This window comes from Pseudomonas eucalypticola, from assembly GCF_013374995.1.
GTDB classification, from domain to species: domain Bacteria; phylum Pseudomonadota; class Gammaproteobacteria; order Pseudomonadales; family Pseudomonadaceae; genus Aquipseudomonas; species Aquipseudomonas eucalypticola.
On the sequence record NZ_CP056030.1, the window covers coordinates 4020222 to 4037551 of the forward strand.

The following is a 17330-nucleotide window of genomic DNA, read 5'->3' on the forward strand; positions in this document are numbered from 1 at the left end:
GCTACGCGGCATCGGTCATTCCTTCCACCCTCCCCCGAGCGCCTTGTACAGGTTCACTTCGGCGGTCAGTTGCGACAACCGGTCGGTGATGGCCGACTGCTGGGCACTGAACAGGGAGCGCTGGGCGTCCAGGAACGTCAGGTTGCTGTCGATGCCGGTGCGGTAGCGGCGCTCGGCCAGGCGGTAATAGTCCTGGTTGGCCTGCACCAGGTCGGTCTGGGCCTGCAACTGCTGTTTGTAGGTCTGCCGTGCGGCGAGGCCATCGGCGACTTCCTGGAAACCGGTCTGGATGGCTTTCTCGTAGCTGGCCACGTCCACGTCTTTCTCGATTTTCGCGTAGTCGAGGCTGGCTTTCAGGCTGCCGGCGTTGAAGATCGGGAGGTTGATGCTCGGCGCAAACGTCCAGGTGCCCTGCCCGCCCTTGAACAGGTGCCCCATGTCGGCGCTTTCACTGCCGGCACTGGCGGTCAGGGTGATGCTGGGGAAAAACGCCGCGCGGGCCGCGCCGATGTTGGCGTTGGCCGCCTTGAGGGTATGTTCGGCCTCGAGGATGTCCGGCCGCCGTTGCAGCAGGTCCGACGGCAAGCCAGCCGGTACTTCGGCCACCAGCCCCGCCGCCAGCGGTTGCGCCGCCGGCAGGTTATCGGGCAGGTGCGTGCCCAGCAGCAACACCAGGTTGTCCATGTCCTGGGCCACGGCGCGCTGATACTTGGCCAGGCTGACCTTGGCGGTTTCCACCGAGATGCGCGCCTGGCTCACGTCCAGCGCCGTCGAGACGCCCACTTCGCCGCTGTGAGCAGTGAGCTTGTAGCTTTGCTCATAGGCTTGCAGGGTGTCCTGGGTCAGCTTCAGCAGCTCCTTGTCCGACTCCAGGGTAAACCAGGCGTTGGCCACACTGGCCACCAGGCTGATCTGCGTGGAGCGCCGGCCTTCGTCGCTGGCCAGGTAGGTTTGCAGCGCCTCCTTGCTCAGGCTGCGCACCCGGCCCCACAGGTCCAGTTCATAGGCACTGACGCCCAGGGTGGCGGTGTATTCGCCACCCACCGCAGTCTTGCCGGTGGTGCTCAGGTCAGCCGGCGTGCGCGTGCGTTCGGCCGTGCCACCGGCGGTCACCGCCGGGAACAGGTCAGCCCGCTGGATGCGGTACTGGGCGCGGTAGGCCTCGACATTCAAGGCGGCCACGCGCAGGTCGCGGTTGTTGTCCAGGGCGGTGTGGATCACCGCCTGCAAGGCCGGGTCATGGAAAACCTGGCGCCAGCCCTGCTCGGCGGCGGCCTGGGCGGCCGCCTCCTGGGCCGGCGCGTACGCCGGCCCTTGGGGGAACTGCGCGGCCACGGGGGCTGCCGGGCGATCGTAGTGCGGGATCAGCGAACAGCCACCGAGCATGAAGGCCGCCAGTGCCAGAAACGTCAGGGGACGGGTCATTGTGCGGACTCCTCTTCAAGGGCAGGTGCGGGCTGGTCTTTCGCCTTGCGTTTGTCGCCAAACAGCGACGACACCGAGACGAAGAACAACGGCACCCAGAAAACGGCCAGTGTGGTAGCGGTGAGCATGCCGCCGATCACGCCCGTGCCGATGGCGTGCTGGCTGCCGGCACCGGCACCGTGGGAAATGGCCAGCGGCACCACGCCCAAGATGAACGCCAGCGAGGTCATGATGATCGGCCGCAGGCGCAACCGGCAGGCCTCGATGGCCGCTTCGGTGTAGCTGCGCCCCTGCTCGTGAAGTTCCTTGGCGAACTCGACGATCAGAATGGCGTTCTTCGCCGCCAGGCCGATGGTGGTCAACAGGCCCACCTGGAAGTACACGTCGTTGGACAGGCCGCGCAACGTGGTGGCCAGCAAGGCACCGATGATCCCCAGGGGCACGACCAGCATCACCGCGATGGGAATTGACCAGCTTTCATACAGGGCTGCCAGGCACAGGAACACCATCAGCATGGAAATGGCATACAGCGCGGGCGCCTGGGAACCGGACAACTTCTCTTCGTACGACAACCCGGTCCAGGCATAGCCGACGCCGGTGGGCAGCGTCGCGGCAATGCGCTCGACTTCGGCCATGGCCTCGCCGGTACTGTGGCCGGGGGCCGGGGCACCGAGGATTTCCACCGCCGACACACCGTTGAAACGCGACAGCTTCGGCGAGCCGTAGATCCACTTGCCACTGGCGAAGGCCGAGAACGGCACCATGGTGCCGGCGCTGTTGCGCACGTACCACTTGTTCAGGTCTTCAGGGTTCATGCGCGAGTCGGCCTTGCCCTGGATGTACACCTTCTTCACCCGGCCCCGGTCGATGAAGTCGTTCACGTAGCTGCCACCGAAGGCATACGACAGGGTGTCGTTGACGTCGGCAACCGTCACGCCCAGCGCCTCGGTGCGTTCGTCGTCGAGGATCAACTGGTACTGCGGTTCGTCGTCTAGGCCATTGGGGCGCACTTGCGCCAGGATCGGGCTCTTGGCGGCGGCAGCGAGGAACTTGTTGCGCGCTTCCATCAACTTGGCGTGGCCCACGCCGGAACGGTCCTGCAGGTACACGTCGAAACCGCTGGCGTTACCCAGTTCCATCACCGCGGGCGGCGCGAAGGCAAACACCATGGCGTCGCGGAAACCGAGGAAATGCTTCTGGGCGCGGGCGGCCAGGGCCGAAATGCTGTTGTCGGCGTTGCGCTCATCCCACGGCTTGAGCATGACGAAGCCCATGCCCGAGTTCTGGCTGCGGCCGGCGAAGTTGAAGCCCGTGACGGTGAACACCGAGCGCACGGCGCCGGTTTCCTTGGTCAGCATGTAGTCACGCATGCGGTCGATGACCTGCTGGGTGCGCTGGGCCGGGGTACCGGGTGGCGTCTGCACCTGGGTGAACAGCACGCCCTGGTCTTCTTCCGGCAGGAACGAAGACGGGATGCGCGTGAACAGCCAGATCATGCCCACCACGATCAAGGCGTAGGCCAGCAGGTACGGCACCTTGTTGCGCAGAATGCGGCTGACGCTGCGCTCGTAGCGGTGCACGCCGCTGTCGAACGTACGGTTGAACCAGCCGAAGAAACCGGTGGTCTTGCCGTGCTGCCCTTTGGCCACAGGCTTGAGAATCGTGGCGCACAGCGCCGGGGTGAACACCAGTGCCACCAGTACCGACAGGGCCATGGCCGAGACGATGGTGATGGAGAACTGGCGGTAGATCACCCCGGTTGAGCCACCGAAGAACGCCATGGGCAGCAGCACCGCTGAGAGCACCATGGCGATGCCCACCAGCGCCCCCTGGATCTGGCCCATGGACTTCTTGGTGGCCTCCTTGGGGGACAGGCCCTCTTCACTCATCACCCGCTCGACGTTTTCCACCACCACGATGGCGTCGTCCACCAACAGACCGATGGCCAGGACCATGCCGAACATGGTCAGGGTATTGATGCTGAAACCGGCGGCGGCGAGGATACCGAAGGTGCCCAGCAGCACCACAGGCACGGCCATGGTGGTGATCAGCGTGGCACGAATGTTCTGCAGGAACAGCAGCATCACCAGGAACACCAGGATGATCGCTTCCACCAGGGTTTCGATCACGCCATGGATGGAGCCGGTGATCACCGGCGTGGTGTCATAGGGGTACACCACCTTCACACCTGGCGGGAAGAAGGGTTCCAGTTGGTTGACGGTTTCGCGGATGGCCTTGGCGGTGTCCAGGGCGTTCGCGCCAGTGGCCAATTTGATGGCCATGCCCGAGGCCGGCTTGCCGTTGTACTCGGAGCTGATGCTGTAGTTTTCGCCGCCAAGGCCCACATCGGCCACGTCGCCGATGCGCACCTGGGAGCCATCGGTGTTGACCTTCAGCAGGATCTTCTTGAACTGCTCGGCGGTTTGCAGGCGGGTCTTGCCGATGATGGTGGCGTTCAGCTCCTGGTGCGCCACCGACGGCAGGCCGCCGAACTGGCCGGAGGACACCTGCACGTTCTGGTTGGTAATGGCGGTGGACACATCAGCCGGGGTCAACTGGTACTTGTTGAGCTTGGCCGGGTCCAGCCAGATGCGCATGGCGTACTGGGCGCCGAACACCTGGAAATCACCCACGCCGCTGGTGCGCGAGATGGGGTCCTGCATGTTGGAGACGATGTAGTTGGCCAGGTCGTCCTTGGTCATGCTGCCATCGTCGGACACCAGGCCGATCACCATCAGGAAGTTCTTCACCCCCTTGGTCACGCGGATGCCCTGGTTCTGCACTTCCTGTGGCAACAGCGGCGTCGCCAGGTTGAGCTTGTTCTGCACCTGCACCTGGGCCATGTCCGGGTTGGTGCCCTGGTTGAAGGTCGCCTCGATGGTCATCGAACCGTCGGAATTGCTGTCCGAGGAAATGTAGCGCAGGTTGTCGATACCGTTGAGCTGCTGTTCGATCACCTGCACCACGGTGTCCTGCACGGTCTGCGCCGAAGCGCCCGGGTAGGTCACGGTGATGTCGATGGCGGGCGGCGCGATGCTGGGGTACTGGTTGACGGGCAGGTTGAGGATCGACAGCGCGCCAACCAGCATGATCACCAGGGCAACCACCCAGGCGAAGATGGGCCGGTCGATAAAGAACTTGGACATCGGTTACTCCCCTTTCGCCGCGACGCTGGCCTGGGCGTTGGCGGCAGGCGCGACATTGCTGGCGGCGCTGACCTTCACGGTTTCGCCGGGCTTGACGTACTGCAGGCCTTCGGTGATGACGCGGTCGCCGTCGTGCAGGCCGTCTTCGATCAGCCAGTCGGTACCCACGGTGCGGCTGGCTTTCAGTTCACGCAGCTCGACCTTGTTGTCGGCATTGACCACCAGCGCGGTGGGGGTGCCCTTGAGGTCGTGGGTCACGCCCTGCTGGGGCGCCAGGATGGCGGTACTGGCGATACCGGCCTGCAGTTGCGCGTGCACGAACATGCCGGGCAACAGGGTGTGGTCGGGGTTGGGGAACTTGGCACGCAGGGTCACGGAGCCGGTGCTTTCGTCCACCGACACTTCCGAGAATTCCAGGGTGCCATCCTGGTTGAAGGCACTGCCGTCTTCCAGGGTCAGCTTGACCTTGGCGCCGTTGTCGCCGGCTTTCTGCAACTGGCCGCTGGCCAGGGCCTTGCGCAGCTTCAGCAGGTTGGCCGAGGACTCGGTGACGTCCACGTAGATGGGGTCCAGTTGCTGGATGGTGGCCATGGCGGTGGTCTGGGCGCTGGTGACCAGCGCCCCTTCGGTCACGCTGGAGCGGCCGATGCGGCCATCGATGGGCGCCAGCACCTTGGTGTAGCGCATGTTGATTTGCGCCGTCATCAGCGCGGCCTGGTCTTGCAGCTCGGTGGACCGGGCGTTGTCGTACTCCTGGCGGCTGACCGCCTGTTCAGCGATCAATTGCTTGTAACGGTCGGCCAGGGACTTGGCGGAGGCCAGGCTGGCCTTGGCGCTGGCCAGGGTGGCTTCGTACACCGAGGGGTCGATCTGGTACAGCTGCTCGCCGGCCTTGACGTCGGTACCTTCCTTGAACAGACGCTTGAGAATGACGCCGTCCACCTGCGGGCGCACTTCGGCGACCCGGAAGGCGGTGACCCGGCCAGGGACTTCGCTGGTCAGGGCGTAGGGTTGCGGGTGCAGGGTCACCACGCCGACCTCGGGCGTCTGCTGGGCGGGTGCAGCCGCCTCTTTATTGCAGCCGCTGAGCAGGCAGGCCAGGGCCGCCGCAGCGACCACAGTGGTCACGCAAGGCTTGAGTTTCATGGAAGGTCCTCGTTTGCGAGCAAATAGATAGCTAGCTAACGACATTAATGGATAATTGTGCATTCACGATGGAGAGTGGGTGCGACCTGATGTCGGGTTGGTAACCACGGGGGTACCCTGTGCTACACGAAAACGGCGAACCTGCTGGGCGTTTCGGGCTCAGACAGGGACAGGGCGTCGATGACCGGCGCTGTTTTTCTATTCACACGGAGTGAGCGATGAACCTTCCGGCTTTCTTTCTCAACGCGGTGGTGTGCACCACGGCAGCCCATGACAACTGCATGCCCCCGCAGTTTGTGTGGATGGCGCCTAAATTCCTCAACGACGACGCCCGTGCGCAGCAATGCAACGCACGGGCGCAAGGGTTGAACAAAGCGCAGGAGGACAAGACCATCTTCTACCGCTGCGATGCGCAACGGGGGGCTTGATCGCCCCCTCCGGGCGAGACCTGGAGCCAGCCATCCGGCGAGAGCAGGTGTTTCCCCTGTGGGACCGGGCGAAGCTCGGGAAGGCCACGCCGCGGTCTGGCGGATACACCGCAGCGCCTGCTTCCCGAGCTGGCGCCCGGTCCCACAGGGTTGGCTGCGGTATGAGTGTTTTCCCTGAACTGACCTCAAAAAGGTGGATGTGGGTATCCAACTTTTTGGGGGTCAGCTCAGGTTCGCTGCGCAGTGGTTGTTTCCCCTGTGGGACCGGGCGAAGCTCGGGAAGGCCACGCCGCGGTCTGGCGGATACACCGCAGCGCCTGCTTCCCGAGCTGGCGCCCGGTCCCACAGGGTTGGCTGCGGTATGAGTGTTTTCCCTGAACTGACCTCAAAAAGTTGGATGTGGGTGTTCAACTTTTGAGGGGTCAGTTCATTCGATGCGCAGTGGGTGTTTCCCCTGTGGGACCGGGCGAAGCTCGGGAAGGCCGCGCCGCGGTCAGGCGGCGGCCTCGTAGAGCTTGACCACCGCCGGCTCACCGTCGCGCAGGCACTGGCGCAACCGCTGTGCTTCCTGCTCGGCCGCTACCACGGCCTTGTCCTTCACATGCCCATACCCGCGAATCTGTTCGGGCAAGCGCGCCAGGCTCAAGGCCGTGTGGCGATTGGCAGGAGTGAGGTGGGCCAGGATCAGGTCAATGTCGGCACGATAGGCGTCGATGAGCGCCCGCTCCTGCCGACGCTCCTGGCTGTAGCCAAACGGGTCGAACGCACTGCCACGCAGGAACTTGAAAGGCGCGAGCAAACCGAACGCCTTCAGCATCCACGGGCCGAAACGGCGCTTGTGCTGGCCGCCCAGCCAGGACGGCGCCAGGTGAAATTCGAGGCGGTAATCTCCCTCGAACTGCGCTTGCACCTGACGCACGAATTCACCATTGCTGTACAACCGCGCCACTTCGTATTCGTCCTTGTAGGCCAACAGCTTGAACACGTACCGCGCCACGGCTTCGGTGAGGGCCTGCGGCTGCCCCGGCAGCAAGCGAGCTTCGGCGTCGCGTACCCGTTGCACCCACGCCAGGTAGCCTTGGGCGTACGCCTTGCTCTGGTAGTGGCGCAACGTCTCGGCGTTGGCCGCCAGGCGTTGGTCCAGGGACAGCTCCAGCTCGGCCGGCACGGCGCGGGTCGGTTCCAGCACAGCGTTCACCGCGCCCAGGTCATGGGCCGCACGACGTCCCCACAGGAACGCCTGCTGGTTCAGGCTCACGGCCACGCCATTGAGTTCAATGGCCTTGTTGATGGCTTCGGCGGTAACCGGAATCAAGCCCAGCTGGTAGGCATGGCCGAGCATGAACAGGTTGCTGGCGATGGTATCGCCCAACAGGCCCACGGCCAGGCGGGTGGCGTCGACAAAATGGGTCTTGTCGGCGCCCACCGCGTCGGTGATCGCCTGGCCCATGGCGGCCGCCGGAAACTGCGCGTCCGGGTCACGGGTGAACGCCGCTGTCGGCGTCTGCTGGCTGTTGACCACCGCGTGGGACTTGCTCAGGCTCAGCTTGGCCAGGGCGTCCGGACCGGAGGCCACCAGCAGGTCACAGCCCAGCAGCAGATCGGCATCGCCCGCAGCGATACGCACGGCAAACAGATCATCCTGGTGGGCCGCGATGCGGATATGGGTCACCACCGGGCCGAACTTCTGCGCCAGGCCGGCCTGGTCCAGCACGCTGCAGCCCTTGCCTTCCAGGTTGGCCGCCAGGCCCAGCAGGGCGCCTACCGTCGTTACGCCAGTCCCCCCCACACCGGGCAGGAGGATATTGAACGGCCTGTCCAGCCGCGGCAGCACCGGCTCGGGCAAAGCGCTGAACGCCTGCTCGCGGCTGGGCAGTCGCGGCGTGCGCAACTGCCCGCCATGCACAGTGACGAAGCTGGGGCAGAAGCCCTCCACGCAGCTGAAATCCTTGTTGCAGGCGTTCTGGTCGATCTCGCGCTTGCGGCCCTGGGGCGTTTCCAGCGGCAGCACCGACAGGCACCCGGACTTCACGCCGCAATCTCCACACCCCTCGCACACCGCCGGGTTGATCAGCGCCCGCTTGTTCAGGTCGGGCATGCTACCGCGCTTGCGCCGGCGGCGCTTCTCGGTGGCACAGGTCTGGTCGTAGATGATCACCGACACGCCCTTGAACTCGCGCAGCTCGCGCATCACCGCATCCAGGTCGCGGCGGTGATGGAAAGTGGTAATGGGCGCAAAACCGGCGCGAGTGGGGTATTTGTCCGGTTCGTCGCTGACCAGGGCAATGCGCTGCACGCCCTCGTCGAATACCTGGCGGCTGAGCTGATCGACCCGCAGGATGCCGTCAATGGGCTGGCCACCGGTCATGGCCACCGCGTCGTTGTAGAGAATCTTGTAGGTGATGTTGACCTTGGCCGCCACCGCCGCCCGTACCGCCAGGTGGCCGGAATGGAAATAGGTGCCATCGCCCAGGTTCTGGAACACGTGGGCGGTCTCGGTGAAAGGTGCCTGGCCGATCCAGGTCACGCCCTCGCCGCCCATCTGGGTGAAGGTCTCGGTTTCGCGGTCCATCCAGATGGTCATGTAGTGGCAGCCGATACCCGCCAGGGCGCGGCTGCCTTCAGGCACCTTGGTGGAACTGTTGTGCGGGCAACCGGAACAGAAATGCGGGGTACGCTGAACCGTGTGCAACGGCGCCTGCAACGCCTGTTCCTTTTCCTGCAAAAAGCGCAGCCGCGCTTCGATCTGCGGGCTGCTGTAGATAGGCGCCAGGCGCTTGGCAATCACTCGGGCGATCATGGCTGGGGTCAGTTCGCCGAGGTTGGGCAGCAACGAACGGCCCTGCTCGTCGAACTCACCGACCACCCGAGGGCGTTTGTCCACTGGCCAGTTGTACAACTGGCCAGTGAGCTGGTCTTCGATGACGCTGCGCTTTTCCTCCACCACCAGGATCTCGTCCAGGCCTTGAGCGAAATCGTGCACCGACATCGGTTCCAGCGGCCAACTCATGCCAACCTTCAGCAGGCGGATACCGACCGCTGCGCACAAGGTTTCATCCAGGCCGAGCTCTTCCAATGCCTGGCGCACATCCAGATAGGACTTGCCCGTGGTGACGATGCCAAGGCGTGGCTGAGCCGAGTCGAGTACCACCTTGTTCAACTGGTTGGCCCTGGCAAAGGCGCGCGCGGCGTAGATCTTGTAGATGTTGAGGCGCGCCTCCTGAGCCAGCGGAGGGTCGGGCCAGCGAATATGCAGGCCGCCTTCGGGCAGTTCGAAGTCTTCGGGGATGCAGGTCTGCACCCGCAGCGGGTCAACCTCCACCACTGCCGACGAGTCGACGTTTTCGGCGATGGTCTTCATGGCCACCCAGCACCCGCTGTAGCGCGACAGCTCCCAGCCGATAATGCCGTAGTCGAGGATTTCCTGGACGTTGCACGGGTTGAGCACCGGAATCATCGCCGCCATGAACGCGTGTTCGCTCTGGTGGGCAATGGTGGACGACTTGCAGCCATGGTCGTCACCGGCCAGCAACAGCACCCCGCCCTGGGGTGCGACGCCAGCCGAGTTGCCGTGCTTGAACACATCGCCGCAGCGGTCCACCCCCGGGCCCTTGCCGTACCACAAGGCGAACACGCCATCGTATTTGCCGTGGGGAAACAGGTTGACCTGCTGGCTGCCCCACACCGCGGTGGCGCCCAACTCTTCGTTGATGCCGGGCTGAAAATGAATGGCGTGGGTCTGCAGGTAATCGCGGGCTTCCCACAGGCTCTTGTCCAGGTTGCCCAAGGGCGAGCCCCGGTAACCGGAAATGAACCCCGCAGTGTTCAGCCCGCGGGCTTCGTCACGCTGTTTCTGCAACATGGGCAGGCGGGTCAGGGCCTGGGTACCGGTCAGGTACAGGTGCCCGGTGGCGAGGCGATACTTGTCGTCCAGGCGGACGTCGGCTAGGGACATGCGGCACTCCTGTTATTTTTATGGGTGGCCATGACTCATCAGTCAGTGGCTAAAAATATGCCTGCGGGAGTGCGGGTTTTTCTTCCTAAATAACGGCGATTCCGCTCGCGTTGTGCATGATTTTTTCGCTATCGCCGTCCTGAGCGGTCCATTCATGCAGGGCGATCAGGGGCGCGCCCCGGGTCCGGCCAGCCGCTTGAGCAGCGGGATGACGGCAGGCTTGCGACCCGGTGCCGAATAGGCCAATACCACCTGCCGAGCAAACCGCTCGCCCGGGTCCACGGGCAAGGCTTGGCAGGCGCCGGTCTGCAGTCCGCCCCACTGGGGCACCAGCGCGACCCCCTGCCCGCACCCCACGAGAATGCTGATGGTTTCCAGGGCATCCAGGTCGCAACTGACGCGGGGCTCGATGCCCAGGTCGTCCAGGTAACGCTGGGCGATCTGACCACCCCAGGAACAGGCGTCATAGCGCAGGTACGGCTGGGTACGCAATTGTTCCGGGACCTCGTGCGGTTGGGTCACGTGCCTGGACAGGAACATCAGCGGTTCGCTGCGCAGGACCGCGCAGCGAATGTGCTTGGCGACCGGGAACGGTGGCTGCACCAGAATGGCAGCGTCGAGTTCGTCGGCCATCAGTTGGTCGAACAATAGCCTCGAGTCCCCCGGCGTGATGCGCAAGCGCAGCCTTGGTGCGTGATTGCCCAGGCCTTCCAGCACCCCTGGCAGCAACCCTGTCAGCGCTGTGGAAATGGCCCCCAGGCGAAAATCCCCGGCCAGGCCGTCGACCTCCACGTCTTCGCGCAATGCGCTGGCCTGCCGCACGATGGCGCGCATTTGCGGCGCGAGCCGGGTACAGGCCGGCGTAGGCTTGACTGAATGCGCGCTGCGGTCCAGCAGTGTGCAGCCCAACTGCTTCTCCAATGCCTGGACACGCAGGCTGAGCGCCGCCGCCGTGAGGTTGCCGGCCCTGGCCGCAGCGGCGATAGACCCGCTGTCCAGTACCGATATCAGGCTTTCGAGGTACCGGGTATCCATCACTTTTCCTTGTGCTGAGCGCAAGCGTTGCTGCGTTTACTTGAAAGGCCAGGCCTCATAATCTGGGGCGGAACCTAGCATGGGAGCCTTTGCAATGAGTACCCCCTTTCATATTGCCTATCATGTCCGCGACCTGGACCAGGCGCGGACCTTCTACCGCGACGTGCTGGGCTGCGCCGAAGGGCGCAGCACCGACACCTGGGTCGACTTCGACTTCTTTGGCCACCAGGTTTCGCTGCACCTGGGCGAGCCGTTCAAGACCACCCGCACCGGCAAGGTCGGCGAGCACCTGGTGCTGATGCCGCACATTGGCGTGATCCTGCCCCTGGAGCGCTGGCTGGCGCTGGCGCAACGGCTGGAGCAACACGGCCTGGCCTTCGAGATTCCCCCGGTGGTGCGCTTTGCCGGCGAGCCAGGCGAACAGCGCACGATGTTTTTCCTCGATCCCAGCGGCAACCCCATTGAAATAAAAGGTTTCAAGGACATGTCCGGCGTCTTCGCCGCCTGATTGCGTTACCCCACTGGAACAGACAATGAATAACAACAAGAAAATGAGTTTGATCACGCAGATCATGATCGGCCTGGCCTTGGGCATCATGACCGGCGCCTTGCTGAAACACTTCCCCGAACAGCAACACTGGATCGTCGAGCAGATCCTTCGACCGGCCGGCGATGCATTCATCAAGTTGATGAAAATGATCATCGTACCCCTGGTTTTCACCTGCATGGTGGTGGGCATCGCCGGCACTGGGGGCCGGTCGCTGGGGCGCATGGGGGCGCGCAGCCTTGTATACTTTTTTCTGGTCACCGGCGTGGCGATCGTATTTGGCCTGGTGCTGGGCAATGTCATGCAGCCCGGCGCCGGCGCCGACCTGGCGCTGCCAGCGCCTGCCACCGTCTCGACCGCGCCCACTCACGCCGGTAGCCAGGGGATGGGCCAGGTATTGCTGGGGATCATTCCGGACAACATCGTCAGCGCCATGGCGGAAACGAAGCTGCTCTCAGTGCTGTTCTTCGCGATCCTGTTCGGCGCGGCCCTGGCCAGCCTCAAAGACGAGCAGAAAGCGCCGCTGCTGCGGGTATTCCAGACCGTGGCGGACACCATGTTCAAGCTCACCGCCATGGTCATGCGCTACTCACCCATCGGCATCTTCGGGCTCATCGCGGTGACCGTGTCCAGTTTCGGCATGGCATCACTGCTGCCGTTGGCGAAGTTGATCGCCATCACCTACCTGGCCGTGATCGTCTTCGCCCTGGTGGTGTTGGGGAGCATTGCACGGGCGGTGGGAGTCAACCTGTTTCACCTGATCGCGACGATCAAGGATGAACTGATCCTGGCCTTCAGCAGCGCCAGTTCCGCCACGGTGATGCCGCAACTGATGACCAAGATGCACGCCTATGGAGCCCCTCGGCCCATTACCAGCCTGGTGATCCCGCTGGGCTACTCGTTCAACCTCGACGGCGCATCGCTGTTCGCAGGGCTGGGCACCCTGTTCATCGCCCAGGTGTACAACATCGACCTGAGCCTGGCCGACCAGGCGATGCTGGTGCTGATCATGGTGCTGACCTCCAAGGGCGCGGCCGGGGTTCCAGGGTTCATGTTCGTGATTCTCACCGCCACCCTGACGACTGCGGGCCTGCCAGTAGAGGGCGTGGCGCTGATCGCTGGCGTTTACCGGCTGATGGACATGCCTATCACCGCCTTGAACGTACTGGGCAACGCCTTGGCGCCGTTGGTAATCGCCAAATGGGAGGGGACCCTGCGGCGCGAGCGGGCCACGCCACACGGAATGGCTTCCTGAACAAGCGCATTTATGCTGTGATGGCGCATGAACGTTTCGCTAAAAACAAGAAAAGGGAATTGATCATGCAGCCGAAGCTGAGCGCCATCGACCGGCGCATCCTGCGCCTGATCCAGCACGACGCCGACCTGTCCGCCGCCGATATCGCCGAGCGCGTAGAACTGTCGCAGTCGCCGTGCTGGCGGCGCATTCACCGCATGCAGGAGGAAGGCCTGATCGAACGCAAGGTCGCCCTGCTAAACCCACGCAAACTGGGCTTGAGCATGACGGTGTTCGTCAACGTCAAGCTGTCCGGGCATGGCCGGCGGTACCTGGCGGAATTCGAGGAAGCGATCACCGGCTACCCGGAGGTGCTGGAGTGCTACACCATGGCGGGCGGGATGGATTACATGCTCAAGGTGGTGGCCCAGGACATCGCGGCCTATGAACGTTTCCTGCGCGACCATCTGTTGCAGAAGCCGCATGTGCAGGAGGCGCATTCGAACATCGCCATGAGCGAAGTAAAGCGTACGACGGAATTGCCGCTGGACTGAGCAGAAAAATTTTCTGCACAGGCGATACGAAATCACTTGACCTGCAAATGATAACGATTATTATTGAGCCAACTGATCGCGAGATCGGTTGGGTAATCCGAAAGGCCTTAGGTCGGACTTTCGAATTATCTCCTCATCAGGCTAATCACGGTTTTTGACCCGGCTTTTTGCCGGGTCTTTTTTTTGGTTTCTTCAGGCTAATGAAGACGGGTGTCGCTTGAATTCGATGGCGCGCATGATAGCAAAGGTCTATCACCGGAAGGAAGCGTCTATCGCTAATTATTGGCTAGCAAATCAGCGGTTTAGCCTGAGAAAAAGTAATTCAGCACTTGAGAATCACTCTCAAGAACACTAAGCTGCGGCAGCGTCAGGGAAGACGCCCCCTTCAAGGATGCCCGCGCAGCCCGCTATCGACCAGGCCCTTGGCGGCCAGGAGGACGTTTCGATGACCCAACTGCTCTCGCCTTTGCATAACCTTTTCCAGCACGAACCCATCGACAAGGGCCACGACGCCTTGTACTTGCGCCTCAAGAAATTGTCGCGCCGGGTGCAACAGGTGTTCCTGCTCAGCCGCCTGGACGACCTGCCCTACCCGGCCATCGCCGAACGCCTGGACACCAGCGTCGCGCAGGTGGAGAAAGCCATGTTGCAGGTGCTGGAGCACTGCCGCAGCGAAACCGGCAGCCAGGCCGCCAGCGCCTGGTACGTGAAACTGCAGAACCCCCAGACCACCGCCAGCGAGCGCATCGACTTCCGCCGCTGGCTGGACGCCGATGCCAGCCACCTGCAAGCTTTTCACGGTACCGAACTGCGCTGGCGCCAACTGCTGCCGGCCGCCCGCTACCTGGGCCGCAGTGGCTGGCATCAGCACCGCCGGCGCCACGCCGGGGCCACCGGCTGGGCATTGGCGCTGCTCGGCGCACTGCTGGTAGGCGGCCTGGCCGGCTGGATCTGACGGCTGGCCGCCAGGGGTGTAGAGTACGGCGGGTACACGACTCTACAAGGAAGCGACCATGGCCACGGCCACCCTCACTGTCAGCGCCGACTTCGACAGCGGCAACATCCAGGTGCTTGACGCCAGCGATGCTCGCCAGGTGCGCCTGGCGATCCGCCCCGACACCCGCAGCGATCATTTCCAGTGGTTTCACTTCAAGGTCGACGGCCTGGTGCCCGGCCAACCCCATGGCTTCAGCCTGACCAACGCCGGGCAATCGTCCTATCGCAACGCCTGGTCCGGCTACCACGCCGTGGCGTCCTACGACCAGAAAAACTGGTTCCGGGTACCGAGCGAGTTCGATGGCCAAGCCCTGAATTTCAACTTCGAGCCCGAGCAGCCTCAAGCCTGGTTTGCCTATTTCGAACCCTACAGCCGTGAACGCCACGAGTGGCTGATCAACGAAGCGGTCACCCATGCCGGCCTGCAACTGTTGGCCGTGGGCAAAAGCGCCGAAGGCCGCGACCTGCCGCTGCTGCGCAAGGGCGACGGCGCGGCCGGCAAGCAATGCATCTGGATCATTGCCCAGCAACACCCCGGCGAGCACATGGCCGAATGGTTCATGGAAGGGGTGATCGAACGCCTCCAGCACGACGATGCCGAGCTGCAGGCGCTACTGGCAGAGGCCGACCTGTACCTGATCCCGCACATGAACCCCGACGGCTCGTTCCATGGCCACCTGCGCACCAACGCCATGGGCAAGGACCTCAACCGTGCCTGGCAGGACGCCAGCGCCGAATTCAGCCCGGAGGTGTTTTTCGCCCTGCAGCAGATGCAGAAACATGGCGTCGACCTGTTCATCGACGTGCACGGCGACGAGGAAATCCCCCACGTCTTCACCGCCGCCTGCGAAGGCAACCCGGACTACACCCCGCGCATCGCCGGCCTGGAGCAACGCTTCCGGGATCTGCTCTGTGCGCAGACCAGGGACTTCCAGCAAGTGCATGGCTACCCGCGCAGCGCACCAGGCGAGGCCAACCTGACCCTGGCGTGCAATGCGGTGGGGGCGAAATTCGATTGCCTGTCGCTGACATTGGAGATGCCGTTCAAGGACCATGATGACAACCCGGATACGTCAACCGGATGGTCGGGGAAACGGTCGGCGCAATTGGGCAAGGATGTGTTGAGCGTGGTGGCGAAGATGGTTGGCGAGCTGCGCTGAGACCAGGCTGCCATCGCAGAAGGGGACAGCCCCCGAGGGGGCTGCGCCGCTCGCCAGCGCGTCAGGCGTGCGGCTTTTCCCCCGATGTCATGCTCTGCAACACCCCATCGCGCCGAATCCAGCCGTGATACAGCGCCGCCGCCAAGTGCACCAGCACGGTCAGGAACAACAGGTACGCGAGAAACCCATGGGCCTTGCGCAACAGCGCGAACGTATGGGGCTCGGCCGGCAGGATGGCCGGCAACTGCACCGAGGCGCCCAGCATCACCGGGTCGCCCGCCGCCGAGATCATGGCCCAGCCCACCAGCGGCAGGATGAACATCAAGGCATACAGCAACCAGTGGGACAGCTTGGCCGCCAGTTTCTGGATGGCAGGCAAGTCGGCTGGCAAGGGCGGCTGGCGAGTGAACCAGCGCACCAGCAAGCGCACGATCACCAGTGCCAGAATGGCGATGCCCAGGGGCTTGTGCAGGTGCAGCAACCATTCGTGGCGTTCGGACACGGTGCTGACCATGCCCGCGCCAATGAACAGCATGGCGATCAGCAGCACGGCCATGGTCCAGTGCAACACCCGGGCGGCCGGGGCGAAGTGTTCAGGGCGTGCTTTCATGGCTTGGTTCCCCCGGCCGGTGCGTTGGCGCTGAGCTGGTCGACTTCCGAGGTCCGGCGCAGGTACGAGCTGGCGTACGCCGCCGAGCGCGCGGCCAGCAACGGATCGTTGGAGGCCTCGATGCCACTGGGCAGAATGGTGGGGTCGTAGTTGACGTCGCGGCACTGGCCAGTGATCTGCGGTTGCATGCGCTCAAGCACCAGGGTACCGGCATCCACCGTCTTGCGCCCGGCGGGCCAGGCTTTGCTGGCGTCGTCCACGGGGTCGCCGGGGTCGGCCAGGGTCATGCGCAGGGTCCAGCGCAGCGGGCCACCGGCCAGGCGCTGGGCCAGGTCCGCCTGCAGGAAGTCTGCACCGGCATCGGCACCGGCCGGGGCCGAATCGGTGGCCTCGGGCACCACGGCCCACCGCACGGCCTGGCGCTGCCCATCGGTGTTGGTCAGGTAGAAGGCGTTGATGCTGTTGTAGGTTTCGGTGGCATAGCTGGCCGACGGTTTGGCCCCCTTGACCCACGCCAGGAACGGCCCAGTCTCGGGGTGCGCGGCGAAGAACGCTGGCATGGCGTCGGGCTTGGGCTTGCCGGTGGCCGGGTCCGGCGTGCCAGCCTGGAGCATGGCGTAAAACGCCTGCGGGGTGCCTACCGGGAATACCGGCATGCTGTTCATGCCGGTGCGCCATTGCTGGCCGTTGGCAAGGTTGAAGCGTAACGCCAGGCTGCGCAGCGGCACACTGGTGTCCGGGGCATAGGGGTTGCCACTGGGCAAGGCGAACCGGCCAACCACGGGTGTGCGGGCCTGGGCGAAGACGCCACTGGAAGACAGGCTCTGCAACTGCCCGTTGCTCTCGAAATAGCCGATCACGCACACACCCTTGGCGTGGTTGCGTCGGTAGCCGGGGTGCACGCCATTATTGGTCTGCAAGGCGTTGACCATGTCCCGCGGTTGCAGGCGCTGCGGGTCCAGGCGGCCACTGACGTAGGCGAAGGCGGCTACGCCGACGGCGACCACGGCGGCGATGCCCACCAGGCGCAGGGCCGTGGCGAGCGGGGTCAAGGGTGGGGGCGATGGATCGAGCATGAGCGACTCCAGATCGGT

At 64.0% G+C, this 17330-nt stretch carries 13 protein-coding genes; 6 read left to right on the forward strand and 7 right to left on the reverse strand.

Annotated elements, in window-relative coordinates:
* Nucleotides 1-15: 15 nt before the first annotated feature.
* From adeC to HWQ56_RS17765, 3 genes are read right to left on the reverse strand one after another with little or no spacing between them, the layout of a single operon-like run.
* Nucleotides 16-1425 carry an AdeC/AdeK/OprM family multidrug efflux complex outer membrane factor gene (gene adeC, locus HWQ56_RS17755; protein WP_176571328.1) on the reverse strand — a complete coding sequence of 470 codons (1410 nt, stop codon included), beginning with the start codon at nt 1423-1425 and terminating at the stop codon, nt 16-18.
* Entirely contained in the window at nt 1422-4571 is a 3150-nt protein-coding gene (locus HWQ56_RS17760) for an efflux RND transporter permease subunit (RefSeq protein ID WP_176571329.1), read from the reverse strand. The genes adeC and HWQ56_RS17760 overlap by 4 nt, the downstream gene beginning before the upstream one ends.
* Before the next feature lie 3 nt (nt 4572-4574).
* Entirely contained in the window at nt 4575-5717 is a 1143-nt protein-coding gene (locus HWQ56_RS17765; RefSeq protein ID WP_158158315.1) for an efflux RND transporter periplasmic adaptor subunit, read from the reverse strand.
* 218 nt (nt 5718-5935) lie between these two features.
* On the opposite strand from HWQ56_RS17765, the gene HWQ56_RS17770 reads away from it, so the two are divergent.
* Nucleotides 5936-6145 carry a hypothetical protein gene (locus tag HWQ56_RS17770; RefSeq protein WP_158158316.1) on the forward strand — a complete coding sequence of 70 codons (210 nt, stop codon included), beginning with the start codon at nt 5936-5938 and terminating at the stop codon, nt 6143-6145.
* Nucleotides 6146-6638: 493 nt separating this feature from the next.
* Here HWQ56_RS17770 and HWQ56_RS17775 read toward each other — a convergent pair whose 3' ends face one another.
* Together HWQ56_RS17775 and HWQ56_RS17780 are read right to left on the reverse strand one after the other, a co-directional pair.
* Nucleotides 6639-10100, reverse strand: a complete 3462-nt coding sequence (locus HWQ56_RS17775) for an indolepyruvate ferredoxin oxidoreductase family protein (protein ID WP_176571330.1) — start codon at nt 10098-10100, stop codon at nt 6639-6641.
* A 165-nt stretch (nt 10101-10265) separates the two neighbouring features.
* Nucleotides 10266-11135 (reverse strand): LysR family transcriptional regulator, encoded by an 870-nt coding sequence (locus HWQ56_RS17780; RefSeq protein ID WP_176571331.1) that lies wholly within the window; start codon nt 11133-11135, stop codon nt 10266-10268.
* Between the two features lie 94 nt (nt 11136-11229).
* On the opposite strand from HWQ56_RS17780, the gene HWQ56_RS17785 reads away from it, so the two are divergent.
* The 5 genes from HWQ56_RS17785 (at nt 11230) to HWQ56_RS17805 (ending at nt 15626) form a co-directional block, all read left to right on the forward strand.
* A complete protein-coding gene (locus HWQ56_RS17785) occupies nt 11230-11643 on the forward strand; it encodes a VOC family protein (protein ID WP_176571332.1) in 414 nt (137 codons plus the stop codon).
* Nucleotides 11644-11668: 25 nt separating this feature from the next.
* A complete protein-coding gene (locus HWQ56_RS17790) occupies nt 11669-12937 on the forward strand; it encodes a cation:dicarboxylate symporter family transporter (RefSeq protein WP_245217774.1) in 1269 nt (422 codons plus the stop codon).
* A 65-nt stretch (nt 12938-13002) separates the two neighbouring features.
* Entirely contained in the window at nt 13003-13470 is a 468-nt protein-coding gene (locus HWQ56_RS17795; RefSeq protein ID WP_158154035.1) for an Lrp/AsnC family transcriptional regulator, read from the forward strand.
* 445 nt (nt 13471-13915) lie between these two features.
* The gene (locus HWQ56_RS17800) at nt 13916-14425 is read left to right on the forward strand and encodes a sigma factor-like helix-turn-helix DNA-binding protein (protein WP_158154036.1); all 510 of its coding nucleotides are present in this window, start codon (nt 13916-13918) and stop codon (nt 14423-14425) included.
* 58 nt (nt 14426-14483) lie between these two features.
* Nucleotides 14484-15626: a M14 family metallopeptidase gene (locus tag HWQ56_RS17805; protein ID WP_158154037.1), complete on the forward strand. Its 1143-nt coding sequence runs from the start codon at nt 14484-14486 to the stop codon at nt 15624-15626.
* Between the two features lie 61 nt (nt 15627-15687).
* Here HWQ56_RS17805 and HWQ56_RS17810 read toward each other — a convergent pair whose 3' ends face one another.
* On the reverse strand, nt 15688-16236 hold the full coding sequence (locus HWQ56_RS17810) for a cytochrome b (protein WP_158154038.1): 549 nt from the start codon (nt 16234-16236) through the stop codon (nt 15688-15690).
* Nucleotides 16233-17312, reverse strand: a complete 1080-nt coding sequence (locus tag HWQ56_RS17815) for a catalase family peroxidase (protein WP_176571333.1) — start codon at nt 17310-17312, stop codon at nt 16233-16235. Before HWQ56_RS17815 ends, HWQ56_RS17810 begins: the two co-directional genes overlap by 4 nt.
* Nucleotides 17313-17330: the final 18 nt, after the last annotated feature.

What these genes read in the sequence shown, in the direction of transcription:
- HWQ56_RS17770 (WP_158158316.1), top strand. Translation starts at nt 5,936, where the DNA reads ATGAACCTTCCGGCTTTCTTTCTCAACGCGGTGGTGTGCACCACGGCA.
- HWQ56_RS17785 (WP_176571332.1), top strand. Translation starts at nt 11,230, where the DNA reads ATGAGTACCCCCTTTCATATTGCCTATCATGTCCGCGACCTGGACCAG.
- HWQ56_RS17780 (WP_176571331.1), bottom strand. Translation starts at nt 11,135, where the DNA reads ATGGATACCCGGTACCTCGAAAGCCTGATATCGGTACTGGACAGCGGG.
- HWQ56_RS17810 (WP_158154038.1), bottom strand. Translation starts at nt 16,236, where the DNA reads ATGAAAGCACGCCCTGAACACTTCGCCCCGGCCGCCCGGGTGTTGCAC.
- HWQ56_RS17805 (WP_158154037.1), top strand. Translation starts at nt 14,484, where the DNA reads ATGGCCACGGCCACCCTCACTGTCAGCGCCGACTTCGACAGCGGCAAC.
- HWQ56_RS17815 (WP_176571333.1), bottom strand. Translation starts at nt 17,312, where the DNA reads ATGCTCGATCCATCGCCCCCACCCTTGACCCCGCTCGCCACGGCCCTG.
- HWQ56_RS17765 (WP_158158315.1), bottom strand. Translation starts at nt 5,717, where the DNA reads ATGAAACTCAAGCCTTGCGTGACCACTGTGGTCGCTGCGGCGGCCCTG.
- adeC (WP_176571328.1), bottom strand. Translation starts at nt 1,425, where the DNA reads ATGACCCGTCCCCTGACGTTTCTGGCACTGGCGGCCTTCATGCTCGGT.
- HWQ56_RS17760 (WP_176571329.1), bottom strand. Translation starts at nt 4,571, where the DNA reads ATGTCCAAGTTCTTTATCGACCGGCCCATCTTCGCCTGGGTGGTTGCC.
- HWQ56_RS17795 (WP_158154035.1), top strand. Translation starts at nt 13,003, where the DNA reads ATGCAGCCGAAGCTGAGCGCCATCGACCGGCGCATCCTGCGCCTGATC.
- HWQ56_RS17790 (WP_245217774.1), top strand. Translation starts at nt 11,669, where the DNA reads ATGAATAACAACAAGAAAATGAGTTTGATCACGCAGATCATGATCGGC.
- HWQ56_RS17800 (WP_158154036.1), top strand. Translation starts at nt 13,916, where the DNA reads ATGACCCAACTGCTCTCGCCTTTGCATAACCTTTTCCAGCACGAACCC.
- HWQ56_RS17775 (WP_176571330.1), bottom strand. Translation starts at nt 10,100, where the DNA reads ATGTCCCTAGCCGACGTCCGCCTGGACGACAAGTATCGCCTCGCCACC.